Annotated in this window: 14 protein-coding genes; 9 read left to right on the plus strand and 5 right to left on the minus strand. The window is 61.1% G+C overall.

The genetic code is table 11. The features are described 5' to 3' along the window. The first annotated feature begins 202 nt into the window (after positions 1 to 202). Positions 203 to 4,183: an ATP-binding protein gene (locus QEH54_RS19640; RefSeq protein WP_309020417.1), complete on the plus strand. Its 3,981-nt coding sequence runs from the start codon at positions 203 to 205 to the stop codon at positions 4,181 to 4,183. Positions 4,184 to 4,420: 237 nt separating this feature from the next. After that, entirely contained in the window at positions 4,421 to 5,791 is a 1,371-nt protein-coding gene (locus QEH54_RS19645; RefSeq protein ID WP_309020418.1) for an MFS transporter, read from the plus strand. 87 nt (positions 5,792 to 5,878) lie between these two features. On the opposite strand, the gene QEH54_RS19650 is transcribed toward QEH54_RS19645, so the two are convergent. Then, positions 5,879 to 6,943, minus strand: a complete 1,065-nt coding sequence (locus QEH54_RS19650) for a LacI family DNA-binding transcriptional regulator (protein ID WP_309020419.1) — start codon at positions 6,941 to 6,943, stop codon at positions 5,879 to 5,881. A 303-nt stretch (positions 6,944 to 7,246) separates the two neighbouring features. Here QEH54_RS19650 and QEH54_RS19655 point away from each other — a divergent pair, with 303 nt between their 5' ends. Then, on the plus strand, positions 7,247 to 8,317 hold the full coding sequence (locus QEH54_RS19655) for a LacI family DNA-binding transcriptional regulator (protein ID WP_309020420.1): 1,071 nt from the start codon (positions 7,247 to 7,249) through the stop codon (positions 8,315 to 8,317). Positions 8,318 to 8,332: 15 nt separating this feature from the next. Here the strand turns inward: QEH54_RS19655 and rbsK are convergent, their stop codons facing one another. Further along, a complete protein-coding gene (rbsK, locus tag QEH54_RS19660) occupies positions 8,333 to 9,259 on the minus strand; it encodes a ribokinase (protein WP_309020421.1) in 927 nt (308 codons plus the stop codon). A 114-nt stretch (positions 9,260 to 9,373) separates the two neighbouring features. Here rbsK and QEH54_RS19665 point away from each other — a divergent pair, with 114 nt between their 5' ends. From QEH54_RS19665 to QEH54_RS19675, 3 genes are read left to right on the plus strand one after another with little or no spacing between them, the layout of a single operon-like run. Further along, positions 9,374 to 10,240, plus strand: a complete 867-nt coding sequence (locus QEH54_RS19665) for an endonuclease/exonuclease/phosphatase family protein (RefSeq protein ID WP_309020422.1) — start codon at positions 9,374 to 9,376, stop codon at positions 10,238 to 10,240. A 46-nt stretch (positions 10,241 to 10,286) separates the two neighbouring features. Beyond that, positions 10,287 to 11,549, plus strand: a complete 1,263-nt coding sequence (locus QEH54_RS19670) for an FAD-binding protein (protein ID WP_309020423.1) — start codon at positions 10,287 to 10,289, stop codon at positions 11,547 to 11,549. A 46-nt stretch (positions 11,550 to 11,595) separates the two neighbouring features. Further along, positions 11,596 to 12,585, plus strand: a complete 990-nt coding sequence (locus QEH54_RS19675; protein WP_309020424.1) for a nucleoside hydrolase — start codon at positions 11,596 to 11,598, stop codon at positions 12,583 to 12,585. An 18-nt stretch (positions 12,586 to 12,603) separates the two neighbouring features. Here the strand turns inward: QEH54_RS19675 and QEH54_RS19680 are convergent, their stop codons facing one another. Both QEH54_RS19680 and QEH54_RS19685 read right to left on the minus strand, forming a co-directional pair. Then, complete coding sequence (locus QEH54_RS19680) at positions 12,604 to 13,683, minus strand: glycoside hydrolase family 5 protein (RefSeq protein WP_309020425.1); 1,080 nt, start codon at positions 13,681 to 13,683, stop codon at positions 12,604 to 12,606. A gap of 156 nt (positions 13,684 to 13,839) precedes the next feature. Further along, complete coding sequence (locus QEH54_RS19685; RefSeq protein WP_309020426.1) at positions 13,840 to 14,163, minus strand: winged helix-turn-helix domain-containing protein; 324 nt, start codon at positions 14,161 to 14,163, stop codon at positions 13,840 to 13,842. A 231-nt stretch (positions 14,164 to 14,394) separates the two neighbouring features. Here QEH54_RS19685 and QEH54_RS19690 point away from each other — a divergent pair, with 231 nt between their 5' ends. The 3 genes from QEH54_RS19690 to QEH54_RS19700 all read left to right on the plus strand — a co-directional run bounded on the left by QEH54_RS19690 (position 14,395) and on the right by QEH54_RS19700 (position 17,730). After that, complete coding sequence (locus QEH54_RS19690; RefSeq protein ID WP_309020427.1) at positions 14,395 to 15,636, plus strand: glycoside hydrolase family 27 protein; 1,242 nt, start codon at positions 14,395 to 14,397, stop codon at positions 15,634 to 15,636. A gap of 146 nt (positions 15,637 to 15,782) precedes the next feature. After that, a complete protein-coding gene (locus QEH54_RS19695; protein WP_309020428.1) occupies positions 15,783 to 16,586 on the plus strand; it encodes a helix-turn-helix transcriptional regulator in 804 nt (267 codons plus the stop codon). Positions 16,587 to 16,689: 103 nt separating this feature from the next. After that, positions 16,690 to 17,730, plus strand: coding sequence for a paraquat-inducible protein A (locus QEH54_RS19700; RefSeq protein WP_309020429.1), 1,041 nt, complete (start codon positions 16,690 to 16,692; stop codon positions 17,728 to 17,730). Between the two features lie 5 nt (positions 17,731 to 17,735). Here QEH54_RS19700 and QEH54_RS19705 read toward each other — a convergent pair whose 3' ends face one another. Continuing rightward, a complete protein-coding gene (locus tag QEH54_RS19705; protein WP_309020430.1) occupies positions 17,736 to 18,803 on the minus strand; it encodes a family 43 glycosylhydrolase in 1,068 nt (355 codons plus the stop codon). Positions 18,804 to 18,837: the final 34 nt, after the last annotated feature.

An 18,837-nucleotide genomic window follows, 5' to 3' on the forward strand; every position in this document is an offset into this window, starting at 1 on the left:
GGAAGGCCTTGGAGCCATGCGCTGGGAGAAAGACCCTAGCGTCGCCTCCGAATGCTCGGCTCCCTGCCGAACTGTCAGATGAGGGACGACGAAAGGACCGGTCGGTAAAGAATGTTTAAAGAGGTTCCGACGCCAGTTAATCGCGGGGTTAGGGAGTCCCCTAGGGGTTCATCCGTCTCTGAAAAAGCCGATAGGCTAATACGTGATTCGAGAAAAACACCCCAGCGACCTAGCTGATTTTCTCCAGAGCCATCAGAAGCCGACCCTTCCTTTTCGACGATTCCGCTCCCAGGCTGGTCTGGCGCGCTTCGTCGCGCCTATTCTATGCGGCCTGCTGCTGGCTGCCCTGCCCGCTCGAATCCACTCTCAACCCGCCTCGGATCAGCCGGCGGCCCTGCAGGGCTTCACCGAACTGTGGGCCCTCGCCAGCGCCGAGGACACCCGCGATCACGTCCGCCCGCTGGATGTGGAAGGCACGGTGCTCTACTTCGACCCGGAGTGGCACCTGCTCTGGTTTTCCGACAGGTCCGGCTCGAACTACCTCAATCTGGCGGATACGGATTTCGACTTTCAAACCGGCGACCGAGTACGCCTGAGCGGACAGATCGTTCCCTCGGAAGGGCTGTCTTCGAAACGCGTCTCGGTGGAGACGCTCCAGGAAAACGCCTTGCCCCACCCGCTGGATATCACCCCCCAGCTAGACGCCCCCACGCGAGCGAACCTACGCTACGCGAGCCTCGAGGGATACGTCGATCGACAGTTCTTCCAGGACATCAACCACGCTGGCTTTCGCATCATCGCCGAAGGCAAAAGCGTCGATTTCCGACTTCGCCTCGGCGACGATCGGGCCCTCCCCAAAATAGTGGGCGCGTTCGTGCGCGTGCAAGGCGTCTTCGTGGTCACTCCCGGTCAAACAGGACAACCGGATGGGCTCGCTCTCTGGAGCGATGTCAACGGGCCCATCGAATTGATCGACACACCCTACAAAGCCGCCTTCTTCGCCGAGCCCGCGCCGATCGAGCAGCTTGCAGAGCTCCCCCGCGATCAGCTCGTCAAGGTCAGTGGACTGGTCTACCAGCAAACGCCGGAGAAACAGCTCACCGTGCGCGACGAAAGCGGACAGCTGGTCATCGACACCCCGCAAGCCTCCAAACTGGAGTCGTTTTCGCTGGTAGAAGTCGTAGGCTACCCCGAGCCCGAAGGCGCCGGCTGGACCCTGCGAAACGCCCTCTATCGCCGCGTGCAAAACGTCGATCGGGAGCGCCTCAGCGAACTGGCCAACAAGCTGCGCCTTCAGTACAGGCTCGCGGAGCAGGTCCTCCACCTCGCCCCCAAAGCCATCACCGAAGGCCACTCGGCCCACCTGCAAGGCGTGGTCACCCACTACGACCGCGACGCCCGAGTCCTCTACCTGAACGATCGAAGCGCAGGGATCCGAGTCGAGCTCGAAGAAGGCTCTGAGTGGGATATCCATTTCGGCGACGCCATCGAGGTGAAGGGCGATATCATACAAGGACCTTTTTCTCCCGCCATCAAAGCGACCTCGGTGGTGGTGGCTGGTACCGTCTCTCCGCCAGAGCCCGTCCACCTATCCTACGATCAGGCCATCACCGGCTATCATGACGCCCAGTGGGTAGAGGTCTTGGGCCAAGTGGAGACCACCCGACAGGAAGGGCTGAAAACCGAGCTCCTGCTCTCCACACCTCACGGCGATCTGCGCGCGGTCGTGCATTCCCTCGAAAATGCCTATCATGGCAAGATCGGCGCCAACGTCCAGCTGCGCGGCGTCCTGGAGGCCAAGGTCGACTCCTCGCGGCGCCTCGAATCCGTGGTGCTCCAGGTGCCCGACCGAAATCTGGTGGTCGAGCAAAAGAGCGTCGATCTGGAGCCCTTCCAGCTTCCGCTCACCCCCATCGGAGAGCTGGGCTCCTATCGCCCTTTTTCCGAAGCGGAGAGACCCGTTCGCATCCAAGGCACCGTCACCTACCACAGCTCAGGCAAGGCCCTCTTCATCCAAAACGGAAACGAGGTGGTGCGGGCCTACAGTCGCAACCAGGAAAAGCTTCAGCCCAACGACATGGTCGACGTGGTGGGATATCCGCTGCGCGAAGGCGAACGCGTGTCGCTGCGCAATTCCATTTTTCGCAAGATCGGACGGCGGCTCCCTCTTGCGCCCGAAATGCTCGACCCGAAAAATCGGAGCATCGATGTGGAGCGGGATGGCCATCTGGTGACCTACGCGGGCCGTTTGCTCAATCTTTCCGCTACCGCCAACGAAACCCGGTTCGTGCTGCAAAACGGCAGGCAGCTGATCGAGGCCATCGGCGACCGCGAACGCTTCTTCCGCTGGGAGGACTCCTGGAAGAAAGGGGCGACCCTCGCCGTTTCAGGCGTCTACAAGGTGGACTACAATCGCTACTCCGAGCCCGAGGAAGCCACCATTCTGCTGCGCGACGAAAGCGACATCACCATCTTGAGAAACGCCCCCTGGTGGTCGCCAGCCCGTATCCTGCTCGCCGGAGCCCTGGGCGTGATCGTGCTCTGCGCCGCCGCGGCCTGGAGTTTCCTGCTTCGCAAGCAGGTCTCCCGACAGACCAACCTGATCCGGCACCAGGTGGAGCGAGAGGCGTTGATGCAGGAACAGCACCGCGAGATCCTGCGCAACAGCAGCGATTTCATCTTCACTCTGGATTTCGAAGGCAAGTTCACCAGCTACAATCGGGCCGGCGAAACCATCACCGGATTCAGCGTGGAGGAATCCAGGAAGATGACCATCTTCGACCTGATCGACGATCGCCAGAAACGCCTCCTCAAGACTATCCTTGATCGTCGGATACAGATACGCAGCAACGTGTTCGAAACGCAGATCCTTCACAAGGACGGCTCCCTGCGCTGGGTGGAAGTGTGCGCCGGACTGCTCAAGCGCAAAGGCAAAGCCTTGTCCGGCTTCGGAGTCATGCACGACATCCAGAAGCGCAAGCTGGTGGAAGAAGAGCTGAAACGCGCCCGCGACGCGGCCGAGGAGAACACCAAGGCCAAAAGCAATTTCCTGGCGACCATGAGCCACGAGCTGCGCACGCCCATGAACGGCATCATCGGCATGACCGGGCTGCTGCTGGACCACGAGCTGGACGATCAGGCCCGCGAATTCGCCGAAACCATCCGCGGCAGCGCCTGCTCCCTGCTGGTGCTGCTCAACGACATTCTCGACCTCTCGAAAGCGGAAGCGGGCAAGCTCACCGTCGACCCGCATCCCTTCAAGCCACGCGAAGCGGTCGAGCAGACCCTCACCCTGCTCGAGACCACCGCCCATTCCAAAAACCTCGAGCTGCTCTGCTTGCTGCCCGACGACCTGCCGGAAACCTTGGTGGGAGACGCAGGCCGCCTGCGCCAGGTGCTGCTCAATCTGATCGGCAACGCCATCAAGTTCACCGAAGTGGGAAACGTCACCCTCAACGTGACGGTGGATTCCGAAGAGGATCGGCACGCTGTACTCAGATTCGAAATACGCGACACCGGAATCGGCGTGCCGGAAACGGCCAAGGACAAGCTCTTCCAACCCTTCGTGCAAGCCGACGCTTCACACTCCCGACGCTTCGGAGGCACAGGACTCGGACTGAAGATTTCCCAGGAAATCGTAACCCTGATGGGAGGCGACATCGGCCTATCCAGCGAAGAGGGAAAGGGGTCCACCTTCTGGTTCACCACCCGTCTCGAAAAACCGGATACCGAGCAGCATCAGGCAACGCCGATCGAGGCGCCCGAAACGAGAAAAAGCTCCCCAAAGCTCCAGTGGCACGGACCCGAGCTTTCGGTCCTGATCGCCGACGACATGCCGGTCAACCAGCGCGTCACCAAACTTCAACTCAAGAAAATGGGCATCAAAAGCGACATCGCGAACAACGGTCTGGAGGTGCTGGAAGCGATCGCCCAAAAAAGCTACGACATCATTTTCATGGATTGCCAGATGCCAGAGATGGACGGGTTCGAAGCCACCTCGCGCATTCGCGCCAAGTCCGAATACGACGGCATCTACATCGTGGCCCTCACCGCCAACGCCATGAAAGGCGACCGCGATCGCTGCATCGCCGTAGGCATGAACGACTATGTCAGCAAGCCGACGCGACCTGATAAGCTGCTGGAAGCCATCGAATCCTTCGCCCGGCAAACCGAATCGAAATAGCTGTAAGGTTAAATCACCTACAACGCTAGTCGCATCGGCTTTCCCATTTAGTAAGCGCGCCTGAGCGCTTGCCTTGCAATGCGACGATTCCTCTTCTCACTTGGCTATTGCGAAGAAGCGAACCTTGCTCTTGCTACCCGTTTTCCTATCCCTTTCAACTACCCTCGCGACTCGATTGGTCCGGACAATCCACCCGTCGGAGGCGAATCGCGAATCGGCCCCAATTTTCCAAGATCCATGTCATCACCCGCTCCATTGAAGCTCAAAGAGAAGTTGGGCTACGGCCTCGGCGACACCGCCTCCAACTTCTTCTACCAGACCTTCAACATCTTCCTGCTGTACTACTACACCGACGTGTTCGGCATTTCCGCCACCGCGGTGGGCACCATGTTTCTGGTCACCAAGTTCTGGGACGCCGCCAACGACCCCATCATGGGCATCATCGCGGATCGCACCAAAAGCCGATGGGGCTCCTTCCGGCCCTACATTCTATGGATGGCCGTGCCGTATGGGTTTCTCGGATACCTCATGTTCATGAGCCCGGAACTCTCCCAAAACGGAAAGCTCATCTACGCCTGGGTGACCTACACCCTCATGATGACCGCCTACACCGCCATCAACGTGCCCTACTCCGCCTTGCTCGGCGTCATCTCCCCCTCCTCTCCGGAACGTACCACCACCTCCAGCTATCGGTTCGTCTGCGCCTTCGGAGGCGGCTTCCTGATCTCGCTCTGCGTTCGCCCTCTGGTGCGCTACTTCGGAGCGGAAAACGAGGCCGCGGGCTTCGCCACCACCATGGCCATCTTCGCGGCGCTTTCCGTGGCCCTCTTCTGGTTCACCTTCGCCACCACCAAGGAACGCGTCACCAAAGACCCGAGCGCTTCCGGCCGCGTGACCGAAGACCTGCTGGACCTGATAAAAAACAAGCCCTGGCTCATCCTGGTCTTCGGCGGCGTCTTCAACCTCTCCAACGTCGCCATCAAAAACGCCGTCACCGTGCACTACTTCAAATACTACGTGGGCGACGACAACTCTCCATTCATCTTCTTCGTGGACCGCACCAGCCTGCTGATGAGCTCCAGCATGATCGCCCTGATCATCGGAGTGGCCTTCGCCAAGCCATTGGCCAACCGCTTCGACCGTCGGCTGCTCATGATCGTGCTCTCCACCATCAACGCTGCCCTCATGATGGTCTTCTTCTTCGTTCCGCCCGAAGCCTACTGGACCATGTTCGTCATCAACTTCGCCTCCGCTCTCGCCGCCGGCCCCGGCGTGGCCTACCTCTGGTCCATGTACGCCGACGTAGCGGACTACGGGGAGTGGAGATTCGGACGGCGGGCCACCGGGCTGATCTTTTCCGCCGTGCTCTTCGCCCAGAAAATGGGCCTCACCATCGGCAGCGGACTCTCCGGTCTGATGCTGGGACAGTTCGGGTTCGTGCCCAATGTGGATCAGACCGAGACCGCCTTGCTGGGCATTCGTCTGATGTTCACCTTCATTCCGGGAGTCTTCGCCTTGCTCAACGTGGGAGCCTTCATCCTCTACCCGCTCACCGACGCCAAGGTGGAGGAAATCGAAGCGGATCTCGCGGCGCGAAAAGCCGCCTGACCATCAACTGCCCCCCGCACGAGCTTGCGCAGGCCATCGGAGCCCGGAGCAGGAATCGAGCGCTCCGGCTTTCAAAATCGCGACGGCCTAGCTCGCTACCAATTGGCCGCGGTGGCGCTTGCAGGCGGATTCCATGACGCTCTCGTGCAGGACGTCCGCGCTTTGCGGGCGGGTGTCCACCCACTGGCTGCCCACGGTCTCGCGCCTCGGGCTGAGCGGCAGGCCGAACGCCCGCTCGGTGACGCCGCGCACCAGCATGTCGATCGCTCGTTCGCCGATCTCGCTGGAGCGGGCCAGCATGCCTAGGCCCTGATCCTGGTGCAGGTTCATCGAAACGGCCTGCAGACCAAGCCGGCCAAGAGTCGCTTCCGGGAGCGAGAGGTCCTGCCAAGATTTACGACCAGCCCAGATCAGGATGTCCGGCTCATGCGACAGCAGCCAACGAGAGAACGCGCTCTCGTCCTCACCAGTCAGACTGAAAACGAGCTCCTTGCTCCCTTCCTCCTGCTGCTGCGCCCATTGCCACGCGCCGAAATAGCGGCTCGCCACCGTGGGATCCATGTCCGACCCAAGCACCAAAGCTGGCCGTTTAAATTCCATTTCCGCCAAGCGGCCCATCACGTTCAACATGTCGCCGAAGTAGTCCTGCGACACGCAGTTGAGACGGCCGTTGAATCCCATGCCTACGCTGACTACGCTGCCAAAGCTCAGCTCCTCCGGAAAGTCCTGGCCTTCGCTCTGATCGCCGAAGCACAGCAACCCCTCGATTCGACGGGTGTCGAGAATCTCACGCAAACGCGTCAGACTCATGCCCGGCTCGCGTACCCGAAACGGCTCCAGGCGATAGCCCAGACGCTCCGCTCGAGCCGTCATGGCCCGGTAAAGCTCGCGACCGCCCTCGCTCGATTCCCACGGACGCAAGCGATCGGAAAACGAAAGCACTCCGAAACACGATTCCGTGGGACGAAGACCGCGATGGCGCAGCTGAGCCATCAGTTCGTTGAGCTTGGCGTCCCTCCTGTAGCCGATGCGCTCAGCCTCCTTTTCCACGCGTTCTCGGGTGCGCGAGGATATCTTTACGTCGCCTTTGAGCGCGAGAGAGACGGTGGAAGGTGAAATGTTCAGTCGATTCGCAATCTTTCGTACGCTCATAGTTCTCTCCTCCAGGGTAGTACTGCCACGCCAGGCGCGGTGGGGGGTTACAGGGGCTTGGGTGCGATGGTGTGATAATATGTGAATGCAAACTCGCCCTAACCGCGCTCGCCTTCGCTCAACACAGCGATGTGAACGTTCGCTAACGAAATCGGGGCAAATCCGGTCTTCCTAGTGGAAAACGATAGAGAAAATCCCATTGTAATCACATCCCCTCAACTTTTTCCGTGCAAAAGTGTGCACAATCTTTGCACACTTTTCTGCACACTTTATTTCCATCCTCAGCTCCTCCTCATCACGATCATGGCAAAAGTCAGCCAACAGCTCATCGCCGACCAGCTCAACATCTGCCGCACCACCGTGTCCCGCTGCTTCTCCAACCGCGCCAAGATCAATCCCGAAACGCGCGCGAAGGTGCTCGAGCTGGCGGCCCAGCTGGGGTATCGCTACACGCCACAGCGTACTCGCAAGGGCAAGCGCGTCAACCGAGCGACGGAGATTGGCGTGCTCATCGCCTCCAGTCAGGAAATGATCGAGCTGCCCTTCCCCTCGCAATACCTGCTCAAGGGCGTCAGCGAACGGGCCGCCTCGCTGGACCTGTCGCTCGACGTGCGCTACGTGGATCCCGCCGAGCTGGACGTGCTGGTGGATACCAACCGCACGCCCAAGGGGCTGCGTCGGGGAAGCGGGGCCTGGGACGGCGCCGTGCTCATCTTCCCGTTCACTCCGGAAACGGTGGCCCGACTATCCAGCCGGTTGCCGACGGTCTCCATCGCGGAGGACTACAGCGACGCGGGCATCGACAGCATCGACGTCGACCACCACGCCGGCATTCAAAAGGTCGTCACTCATCTCGCCGAGCTCGGCCATACCCGAATCGGTTTCGTGAGCTGGCGCTACTCGGTGGAAAACCCCTGGGTGTTTCGCCGATTCGGAGCCTTCGTGGACAGCCTCTACCGCCACGGCCTGCCCTTCGACCCGCAGCTCGCCCTGAACGTGCGCAAAGGCCAGAATATCGAAACCGCCGACCTGGCGGCGGAGGTGGCGAAACGTTCCCGCGGCGGCGCCACCGCCTGGGTCTGCGCCGCGGACCATCAGGCCTACCGCCTGATCGCGGATCTTCGCAAGCACGCCATCAGCGTGCCGGAGGACTGCGCCATCACCGGCTTCGACGGCATCGCCCCTCCGCCGGGCATGCCCATGCTGACCTCCATCAAAGTGCCTCTAGAGGAAATGGGGGCCTCCGCCGTGACGCGACTTCTCGACCGCATCAACAACCCGTCCGCCCATCGGCGCCACAACCTGGTGGAGGGTCGCATCGTGCAAGGCCACACCACGCGCCCCTTGCCGGCATACACCGTCACCAGCGCCTAGCGAGCCGCCCCACAACTAGGAGGAGATCGAAAATCCGCTCGCCTCCTCGAATGTCGGCATGCTGGCCTGGGCCCCGTGGCGAGTGACCGATAAGGAGGCGGCGTCGCAGGCGAATCGCAGCGCAGCGGCCTCGTCCTGCCCTCGGCTCAACGCCACCGCGAACGCCGCGTTGAAACAGTCGCCCGCCGCTGTCGTATCCACGACCCGAACACTCCGCGCCTGACGTCGAACGACCAGATCGGCGCCGACCAGGCAGGCCCCCGCCTCGCCCAGCTTCACCACAACCTTGCCCACCCCTCTGGCAATGAGCGAACGAGCCATCGCGATCACCTCATCCATGGGCGGCGACTCCTCCTGCGAGCGCCCGAGCAGGGCCCGCAGTTCGCTTTGATTAGGAGTCAAGTAGTCGACCAGCGAAAGCATCGAATCGTCGAGCGCCCGAGCCGGAGCCGGATCCAGGATGGTCACGCATCCGCCCTGCCTAGCTCGACGCAGCCCCTCCGCAACGGTTTCCAATGGGGTCTCTAGCTGAAACAAGGCGAATCGGGCCGCGGAAAAGGCGTCGCGATCCCGCTCCAGCTCACCAGACGTGTAGGCCCCGTTCGCGCCCGGAACCACCACGATGCGGTTCTGCCCATCGCCATCCACCGTGATCGCCGCCACGCCAGTGCCCGTTTTCTCAATACAGCGCACGCGCTCCACGTCCACACCGACCGAGCGCAAGCCCTCCCGAAGCGCCACCCCGTATTCATCCTGCCCCACCCGGCCCAGCATCGACACGGCGCCACCGAGCCGAGCCGCCGCGAAGGCCTGATTGGCTCCCTTGCCACCATGGAAAACCTCGAACCGTTCGCCCGCGACCGTTTCGCCCCCTTGCGGGGCTCTCGTCGCGGTCACCACCAGATCCGCGTTCAGACTCCCTAGCACCAGAATCTCGCTCATCGTCTTTCCTTCCATTTGAAAACGCCGGCCCTGCCGCCCGGCAGAGGCATCGTTTCCGCTACGCAAACCCCGCTGGAAGTTTGCGTCGAGCCTGGATTGACTCAAACTGTCCCTATGCCAATCCAGCTCCCTCGCTACTGCAGACCTCTGATCCTTTGCCTGCTCGGCGTCGGCTCGCAAGCTCGAGCGGACGAACCCGCTCTATGCTTGATGAGCTACAACATCCGGCTCGACACGGACCGCGACGGAGAAAACCGCTGGGATCTTCGAAAGGAGCAGCTGGCCGCTCAAATCGCCTCCACCGCGCCCGACGTGCTTGGCATCCAGGAAGGCCTGCCCCAACAGGTCGACTTCCTGCAAAACGCCTTGACCGAATACGCCTTCCTAGGAGTCGGTCGCGACGACGGGGCGAAGGCGGGCGAGCACAGCGCCCTGTTCTACCGGACCGATCGGGTGAGGCTGCTCGACTCTGGGACCTTCTGGCTCTCGGAAACGCCAAACGCGCCTTCCTTCGGATGGGGAGCGGCCCACCGGCGGATCTGCACCTACGCTCGCTTCAAGGACAAGACCAGCCAAGCGACGTATTGGGTTTTCAATACGCATTTCGATCATGAAGCCGCCGAAGCGCGACTCAACGGCGCGAACCTGATTCTCGATCGCATGAAACGGCTTGCCCGAAAGGACGAGCCAGCCTTCCTGATGGGCGATCTGAACGCGACCCCGAGCTCTCCTCCGATCGAGCGAATAAAGGAAACCCTAGCCGACGCCAGGGACCACAGCCCAGCGCCGCCTTTCGGATCCGAAGGCACCTTCAATGGATTCGATCCTTCCCGACTCGCCGAAGAGCGCATCGACTATCAGTTCTTCAAACCCGACACCGCTCGCGTGCTTTCCTATGCGGTTCGAAGCGATCTGGTAAACCAACGCTACCTATCGGATCACTTCCCCGTCGTAGTCAGGTATCAACTACTGGACCGCTAACTCCAAACCGACATCGCAAAGCAAAGCCTTCGACTCTCTTCAAGCCATGCGTACCGGAAATACGAATTGGGCAGGCAACCACGTCTACCACGCTTCGGAAACCATCGAGCCTGAATCCGTGGAGGAACTGCAGGAACGAGTCAGCCGGACCTTGAAGCTCAAGGCGCTCGGCACGCGCCACTGCTTCAACGACATCGCGGACACCGACGCCGCCCATGTCTCCCTCGCCAGCCTGAACCGCATCCTCGAGCTCGATCGCGACAAAATGACCGTGACCATCGAAGGCGGCGTTCGCTACGGCCACCTTTGCAGGTTCCTGCACGAGAGGGGCTACGCTCTCGCAAACCTCGCTTCGCTTCCCCACATCTCCGTCGCCGGAGCGATCGCCACTGCCACTCATGGCTCAGGTGTGAACAACGGAAATCTCGCCACCAGCGTGGAAAAGCTGGACCTAGTGGCCGCGAACGGAACTCTGTATCATTTTTCCAGATACAAAAACGCGAACACCCTACCGGGAGTCATCGTAAACCTAGGAGCCCTCGGCGTGGTGGCCAAGATAACCTTGTCGATCGAGCAAAGCTATCAGGTGCGGCAGGACCTCTATACGGATCTGCCGCTCTCGCAGATCGACCGATACCTCGACGCCATCCTCTCGTCTGCCTACAGCGTGAGCCTCTTCACCGACTGGACACAGGACAGCTTTCATCAGATCTGGCTGAAGACCCGTCTCGACCAAAACCCGCATTTCGCGCCGCCGAGCAAGCTGTATGGCGCAACGCTCGCTTCGGGTAAGAAGCACCCGCTACCGAATCACGATCCTGTCAACTGCACCGAGCAACTCGGGCAGCCCGGGCCGTGGCACGAGCGCCTGCCACACTTCAGACTCGACTACACGCCAAGCAGCGGGGAGGAGCTGCAAAGCGAGTACTACGTCCCCCGCCAATACGCTAGCGATGCGGTCGAACAGCTCTTCACCCTACGCGAACGGATCGCTCCGCACGTATTCGTTTCGGAAATACGCGCCATCCGCTCCGATAGCCTTTGGCTCAGCCCTTGCTATCAACAGGACTGCGTCGCCATCCATTTCACCTGGAAGCCGAAATGGAGCGAGGTGGCGCAACTGCTGCCGGCCATCGAATCCAAGCTCGAACCCTTCCAGGCCATTCCCCACTGGGGCAAGCTCTCGACCATGCCTGCTAAACAAATAGCCGAACGCTACGAGCGCTTCGGCGACTTCCGAACGATCCGCGGTCAGCTCGACCCGACGGACAAGTTTCAAAACCCCTTCCTCAAGCGCCTGTTCGCCTGACCACCGGCCTTGCCTCCACTGCCCAACCCCTCAAGCCTTGCGCATCGTGAAAACCATCATCTTCAGCCTCGTCCTCCTGATCGGCCTGCCCACGCTCGACGCGGCGCCCAAGCCTACCGTGCTCTCGACCGACATCGGCGGTGACATCGACGACACCTGGGCCCTGGCCCACCTCCTGCGCTCTCCCGAACTCAAGCTGGACCTGCTGCTCACGGAAACCGGGGAGCCCGCCTACCGAGCCAGCGTGGCTGCCAAACTGCTCGAACGCGCCGAGCGCGCGGATGTGGAAATCGCCTTGGGATCGGAAACGGGGAAAATGAAGGATCAGGATCGGCATCAGGGGCCCTGGGTAGAGGACTACCAGCTCGGCAGCTATCCAGGAGCCGTTCATCAGGACGGCGTGCAAGCCTTCATCGACTACGTGCGAAACAGCGAAGCGGACACCATCACCGTTATCGCCATCGGCCCCGCGCCGAATCTAGCGGAAGCAGTGGCCCGAGCGCCCGACGTCGCGAGAAAGTGCGAGCTGTTCGGCATGCATGGCAGCATCGACGTCGGCTACGACGGAGCGACGTCTCCGTCAGCTGAATACAATGTCGTCGCGGACGTGCCCGCCTTCCGCAAGCTGATGGCCGCGCCTTGGAAATCGGTTTCCCTCACCCCGCTCGACACCTGCGGCCTGATGCTGCTGGAGGGCTCGAACTATCAAAAGATATGGCGGTCCACCGACGATGCCCTGCTTCGCTCCGTCATCGAGAACTACTGCATCTGGGCTCCGCGAGTGCCGTGGATGGAGTGCGATTTCTTCACGCAGAAGACATCCACCTTGTTCGACGACGTCGCCGTGCTGATGGCCTACTCGAATTCGTTTCTTGAATACGAAACCATACGCTTTTCCGTCAGCGATGAAGGATACACCGTGCGCGATCCCAACGGACCCTTCACCGCTCGCTTCGCCATCAGATGGGACGATATGAGCGGCTTCCAAGATTGGCTCACCCAGCGGCTGCTTGGCCGCCACGCCGATGGGCCTTAGCGAGGGACACGGAACGCCCTACGGGTTGAGCTCCTCCATCTTGCGCTTGAAGAAACGGCCCTGACGGGAGGGCGTGTAGTCCCAATCGTCCAGCAGCTGGGGCGACCACTGAGCATCGAACACCCAAACCGTCCAGGAAATGCCTCGCTCCTCGAAGAACGCGATGATCGCCTCTCCGTACTCCTCATCGGCGATGACCGGGTTGTGAGCCCCGGGACCGTCGGCCGACATGAAGCCGAACTCGGTGCAAATCATTGGGTAGGTCTCGGCGACGTAGCCCCAATCCGTTTCCCATTTTCCCTCCCAAGGCTGAGCGCGCTTTTGCGGGTAGGGGTGAGCGACGTAGCCCACGCCTTCGAAATCGATCGGATCGTTGCGCACGCTGGTCAGATCGTAGCCCCAGTTGAAACCAGCCACCAGCGGTATCGCGTCGGGATTGTTCTGACGGATCATGTAAATGATCTCCTCCATATACGCCTTGTAGTCCGCCCAGGGGAGCCGGCCCATCTTGCCGCCGCGATTGGTCGGCTCGTTCCAAAGCTCGTAGAACGCCACCGCGTTGTTCTCACGGTAGCGTTGGGCGATGGTGTACCAGAAGCGCATGGTCTCGCCCCGGTCCGTGATGTAAACGTCGCGATGGTAGATATCCGTCAACGGGTTTCCGATGGAATGCCAGTCGATGATGACGTACATGCCGAGCTCAGCCGACCACTGGACCGCCTGGTCCAACAAGGCCAAATACGCCTCCTCGCCCGTGTCTCGCCAATCCTTGGGATGCACGCAGATCCTCACCACATTGGCGTTCCAGCTGGCGATTTGCTCGAAATAGCCCCTTCCCCAAAGCCCTCGCTCCACCAGCGAAGCGGGATCGCTGGTGGCCACGCCGCGCAGCACAACCGTCTCCCCCTCTTCGTCGACAAACCGGTTTCCCTCCACCGAGAGCTTCGCAAGGTTCCGGCTGGCTTCGAGAGCCGCCCTTCCATCGCTAAAGGTCTGCTCGGCGCCACGCAGGGAGACGGCGGCGAGCAAAGCGGCGAAAAGAGCGAAGAGCATTCTGGGGCTGAGCGCTGTCATGATCAGGTTGGGTCGAAAAGTCATTTGGAAGGATCGCGCTTGAACGAAAACACGAGCTCGCGAAAACACGAATCTGATTTCCATTTTGTCGCCCCGATCCCGCCAAGAGCGCAACCCTGGCGCCGCTCATCCAATAGCGCCGAGGCGGGACGCTGCCCCGATTCACAGGGGGCTGACGCCCTAGGCCTTAGGCTTCACGAAATCGATCAGCTCGCCCACCGTGCGGTGGGCCTCGATCGGGTGGCGCAAGGTCACCTGCTTGTTCACTTTGTAACGGTTGCGCCGGCCTTCCTTGGAGCGCGACACGATCTTGGCCGCCTCCAGCTCCGCCACGATCTTCTGCACCGCGCGCTCCGTGATGCCGACCTCCTGGGCCACCTCTCGGAGAACCTTGTCTTCCGAAAGAAAGAGACAGAGCAGCACGTGCGCGTGATTGGAAAAGAATGTCCAACTCGAGCGCTCCCTTCCGGGGCCCGCCTTGGAATCGTCTGAGGTACTTGCCATAGTGCGATCTCGTTGAAACGAAAAACTTACCGCCCGCGCCCCTCGCCTTGCAAGCTCGTTCCTACCAGCGCTTTGCCTCGCCCAGGAGACCGACAGGCCCAAGCGGCCGAGCTCCGATCAAAGAGTGACCCATCGCTACGCAATTTGTGATCTGCCAAACGGCATCGATTGACAGCGCCGCCAGCCGCCGCCCCTTTTTTGCTCGAACCCTCTACCCGAATGACTCGATTTATGAAATCGCTCCCTCACGCCCGAATCGCCCGATTCGCCACCAAAGCCATGGCCGGCCTGGCCGCCTTCACCCTGGCCATCAGCGCCAGCGCCCAGAAATTCGAAAACCTCGCCCTCACCCCGCCGATGGGCTGGAACTCCTGGAACACCTTCGAAAGCGCCATCGACGAGGACCTGATCAAGGAAACCGCCCAGGCGATGATCGACTCCGGCATGCGCGACGCAGGCTACGTCTACATCGTGATCGACGACTGCTGGTCCCTGCGCGAGCGCGACGCGGAAGGAAACCTTGTCGCCGATCCGGAAAAGTTCCCCAGCGGCATGAAGGCTCTGGCAGACTACCTGCACGAGCGCGGTTTCAAGCTCGGCATGTACGCGGACGCGGGAAAAACCACCTGCGCCGGCTACCCCGGCAGCCAAGGCCACGAGTACCAGGACGCCCGCACCTTCGCCGCCTGGGGCGTCGACTACCTCAAATACGATTGGTGCGCCACCGGGACGCGCGACCCCATCGAAGCCTACACCACCATGCGAGACGCCCTCTACGCGGCGGGCCGACCGATCGTCTTCTCCATCTGCGAATGGGGCGACAACGACCCCTGGCTCTGGGCCCAGGACATCGGACACCTCTGGCGCATATCCGGCGACATCTACGACTGCTGGGATTGCGAGCAAGAGTGGTCCCGCGGCTTCAAGGTCATTCTCGACCGCTACCACGAGCTGAAGCCTTCGGTCGTGGGCCGAGACGGTCTGGGCGTTTATTCCGGTCCCGACGGATGGAACGATCTGGACATGCTGGAGGTGGGAAATCCCGGCCTCAGCGTGGCCGAGTCGCGCTCCCATTTCACTCTCTGGGCCCTCATCGGCTCCCCGCTCATGGCTGGAAACGACGTTCGCTCCATGTCTCCCGAAATCACGGAAATCCTCACCCATCCGGACGTGATCGCCATCAACCAGGACCCTGACGGCGTGGCGGCCTGGCGCTTCGGCATCGTGCCAGGCAAGCACCAGACCTGGATCAAGCCGCTGAGCGACGGCGACTGGGCCGTTTGCGTGCTCAACACCTCCGACCAGGAACAGCGCATCGAGATCGAGTGGCATCGCATGGAGCGGGCCCTCAGCGGTGAATTCGAAATCCACGACGTGTGGAACGACGTCGAGCTGGGGGACACCGACACGCCTCTCACGGCCAAGATAGGATCGCACGACGTCCTGCTCATGCGCCTTTCCCCGAAAAGATAGAGTCCGGTTTCACTCGCAGCCCCTTTGCTGTCCCAGCCGCCGAAGCCTCCCCTTCGGCGGCTTTTTTTCCAGCAAACCGCCGCATGCCTCCGCGAATCGATATTCGGCCTTGCCCTCCTTGTGCAAAAACTGATCTTCGAAGGACAATGAAGGAGCAGGTTTTCGCCCGCGTCGACGGAGGGGCCGAAGAAGTCAGACACGACACGCGCTACTACTGGGACAATTCGCGTCGCAGCGAGTCCAATCGCATCAATCTCCAGCGCACCCTCTCCGGCGAAGCCTTCTGGGAGGACGAAAACGGCCGCCAGAGCGTGCCAGTGGGAAAGATCATGCTCTTCACCCAGCGCGAGAACAGCCGCTACGGGTTCCCGGCCACCGGCAGCCAGCCCTACCGCCACCGCTACCTTTCCATCGATCCCACCGCCACCGCCATCCCCATCTTCAACCGGATCCGGCAGGACTTCGGCTCGGTTCTCTCCATGCCGGCCCAATCCGAGTCCAGCGCCCTCTTCGATCAGGTCTTCCATTGCTTCTCGCAGCGCAGCTTTCGGGACCGCTATCACGAGTCGGAGCTGATCACCCGTCTGCTCACAGCCATCTACCGCCAACAGGTCGAAGAAACTCAAGACAGCGATCCGATCGAATACGGCTACTACCTGCTGCAAAACCAGCACACTTCGCCCATCACCCTCAAGGACGTGGCCGCCCGTTGCGGGGTATCGCGCGAACACTTCATTCGCAGCTTTCACGAGCGCTACCAAGAGCCTCCTGGCAAGATCCTGCGGTCCCTGCGACTCAAGCACGCCCAATCGATCCTAGAAGCCACTCGCCTGCCGATCAAAGACGTGGCTCTAGCCTCCGGCTTCTCCTCCTCCAACGTTTTTTGCCGAGCCTTTCGCAGCGCCTTCGGCATGAGCCCAGCCGACTATCGCAAGCAGCTCGCCACTTGACCCTTGGAAAATTCGTATCGAAGCTGTCGATACGGAGTCCCATGGCCAACGATCGCTTTGCATTGCAAATGGCTGGCTCGGTTCACAGATTGGGCGAAACCTCATGGACGCTCGCTCGCCTAATCCTCCTTCCGATATCATAAAGGAACTCTCTCGCAGACAGCGCCTTGCCGCCGCCATCCTGCTAAGCCTGTCCTTCCTGTGCAACATACTGGCCCTGGTGCTGCCGTTCATGAAGATACGCTCAGGAGTCACTTCCACCGACTATTCATTGCCCGGGTCGGTGCTGATGCTCTGGGAAGAGAATCTCTTCGCTCTGGCCTTTCTGGTCCTCTTCTTCTCCATCGCCTTTCCGTTCGCCAAGATCGGCACCCTCGCCTTCGTGACCGCCCGCAAGGAGCTCACTCCCGAGTCGCTGCGTTGGCTCATGCGAGTGGAGCGATTCGGCAAATGGTCCATGCTGGACGTCTTCCTTGTATCCATTATCCTCTCACTCGCCTCCCGCCAGTTTTTCGTTTCGGCCCGGCCCGAGTTGGGCCTGACCCTGTTCATCGTAGCGATCGCCCTGAGCATGATCGCAGGCGAGATTCTCGCCTACGGAGCTCATTCGGCAAAAACGCGCTTGCCGAGCGAGTCACGGAAACGGGGCGGCGCACTTCTGGCGCTCTCCACTATCGGACTGCTCGCCGCCTTGAGCCTCCCGTTTCTTCGCATCGACGATTGGCTGCTCGCGGACCGCTCCTACAGCATCCTCTCTCTCGTACCCGCTCTTTGGGGACAAGACGCTAAACTTGCCGCGAGCCTTAGCGGGCTGTTTCTCGTCGCCACCCCACTGTGCGCCATGGGGCTTGCCTTCAAGATTTGGATACGCTCGAGAAGAGGGAACCCCAGCGAACGATCGTTTCTCTGGTTTCAAAGGCTGCAGCGCTGGAGCATGCTCGACGTCTTCGGCCTTGCCCTAGCGGTCTTCGCCTTGGAAAGCGATTCGCTGATGCAAACGGAAATCCACTGGGGCGCCCTTTTCCTCGGCTGCACCCTGGTGCTCCAGATGCTCTTCGCCGCCGCTTTCGAGATAAGGGTGAAGGCTCCGCGATCCAAGAGCAGTCCAGGCTCTCGACCGCCATCAGGCGACGATCCTGACTAGACCCGCTACTGCGCCTCGACGAAGGGCCAGCCGTCTTGGTCCCACTGAAGCACGTCGATGCGTAGCTTGGGCAAGCCGCTCTCGGTGGAGGCATCGTAGCCGTGGTAGACGATGTAGTCCACGCCATCGAGTCGCGTCACGCCATTGTGGCCCACGCCGTTCCAGTCTTCGTCGCTTTCCAGCACCAGCGTACCCCCTCCGTTCATCATCGACAGGCCGTTTCGGTCGAGATACGGACCTTCGATCGTCTCGGAACGTCCCACCACCACGCGGTAGGTGCTGTCCAGCCCTCGACAGCAGTAGCCAGTGGAGGCGAAGAGATAGTAGTGGTCGCCGCGGCGAATGATGAACGGAGCTTCGATGGCGCCTCGGCCCGCTTCGATCGGGTGCCCTTCCTGATCGCCCAGTTGCTCGCTCCAGCGCGAGCTGCGGCTGGCGATGCTGATCGCGTCATCCAGCTCGACTGCGAGTCGGGTACGGTCCTCCGCAAGGGGAGCGAGCTTCAAACCGCTCCAAAACGAGCCCCAGCTCAGGTAGGGCTTGCCGTCCTGATCGTGGATCAGGTTGCCATCGATCGCGTTCCAGTTGTGCACCCCTGGAAGGGACTGGACTACGATCCCATGGTCCTGCCAGCCAAATTCCGGACTATCCGGATCGAGCGTTTTCGCAGTGGCGACGCCGATGCAGGACTCGTTTTTCCCGAACGATGAGATCGAGTAGTAGAGATAGTAGAGCCCGTCGTGGAAACTGATGTCCGGAGCCCAGATGTGGCCGTTGAACCCGGGAACCTCCTTCTTAGCCCAGTCCGGAGCCGTGGGGAATACCGGAGCTTCCCGCGACCAATGGGTCATGTCAGGCGACGACCAGACCGTAACGCCCGGTCCAGTGGTGAAGAGGTAGTAGACTCCGTCCTCGCGGATCATCACCGGATCGTGGGCGATGACTTCCTCTTCGAGCAGACCAGTGGCGTTCTCTTGTCGCGCGGCTTCGCTCGCCGCGTCTTCCTCCGCATGGACTGGAATCAGACAGGCAGCGGCCACAAAGATGAAAATTCGGATAAACAGGGGTTTCATTTCACTTCACAGTATCGAGTTGCAGATCGCCGGG

The sequence above is a fragment of the Pelagicoccus sp. SDUM812003 genome, assembly GCF_031127815.1.
Classification (GTDB): domain Bacteria; phylum Verrucomicrobiota; class Verrucomicrobiia; order Opitutales; family Opitutaceae; genus Pelagicoccus.

Excerpts from the sequence above, each read along its gene's own strand:
- QEH54_RS19645 (WP_309020418.1), top strand. The coding sequence starts at position 4,421 with ATGTCATCACCCGCTCCATTGAAGCTCAAAGAGAAGTTGGGCTACGGC.
- QEH54_RS19650 (WP_309020419.1), bottom strand. The coding sequence starts at position 6,943 with ATGAGCGTACGAAAGATTGCGAATCGACTGAACATTTCACCTTCCACC.
- QEH54_RS19655 (WP_309020420.1), top strand. The coding sequence starts at position 7,247 with ATGGCAAAAGTCAGCCAACAGCTCATCGCCGACCAGCTCAACATCTGC.
- rbsK (WP_309020421.1), bottom strand. The coding sequence starts at position 9,259 with ATGAGCGAGATTCTGGTGCTAGGGAGTCTGAACGCGGATCTGGTGGTG.
- QEH54_RS19665 (WP_309020422.1), top strand. The coding sequence starts at position 9,374 with ATGCCAATCCAGCTCCCTCGCTACTGCAGACCTCTGATCCTTTGCCTG.
- QEH54_RS19670 (WP_309020423.1), top strand. The coding sequence starts at position 10,287 with ATGCGTACCGGAAATACGAATTGGGCAGGCAACCACGTCTACCACGCT.
- QEH54_RS19680 (WP_309020425.1), bottom strand. The coding sequence starts at position 13,683 with ATGACTTTTCGACCCAACCTGATCATGACAGCGCTCAGCCCCAGAATG.
- QEH54_RS19685 (WP_309020426.1), bottom strand. The coding sequence starts at position 14,163 with ATGGCAAGTACCTCAGACGATTCCAAGGCGGGCCCCGGAAGGGAGCGC.
- QEH54_RS19690 (WP_309020427.1), top strand. The coding sequence starts at position 14,395 with ATGAAATCGCTCCCTCACGCCCGAATCGCCCGATTCGCCACCAAAGCC.
- QEH54_RS19695 (WP_309020428.1), top strand. The coding sequence starts at position 15,783 with ATGAAGGAGCAGGTTTTCGCCCGCGTCGACGGAGGGGCCGAAGAAGTC.
- QEH54_RS19700 (WP_309020429.1), top strand. The coding sequence starts at position 16,690 with ATGGACGCTCGCTCGCCTAATCCTCCTTCCGATATCATAAAGGAACTC.
- QEH54_RS19705 (WP_309020430.1), bottom strand. The coding sequence starts at position 18,803 with ATGAAACCCCTGTTTATCCGAATTTTCATCTTTGTGGCCGCTGCCTGT.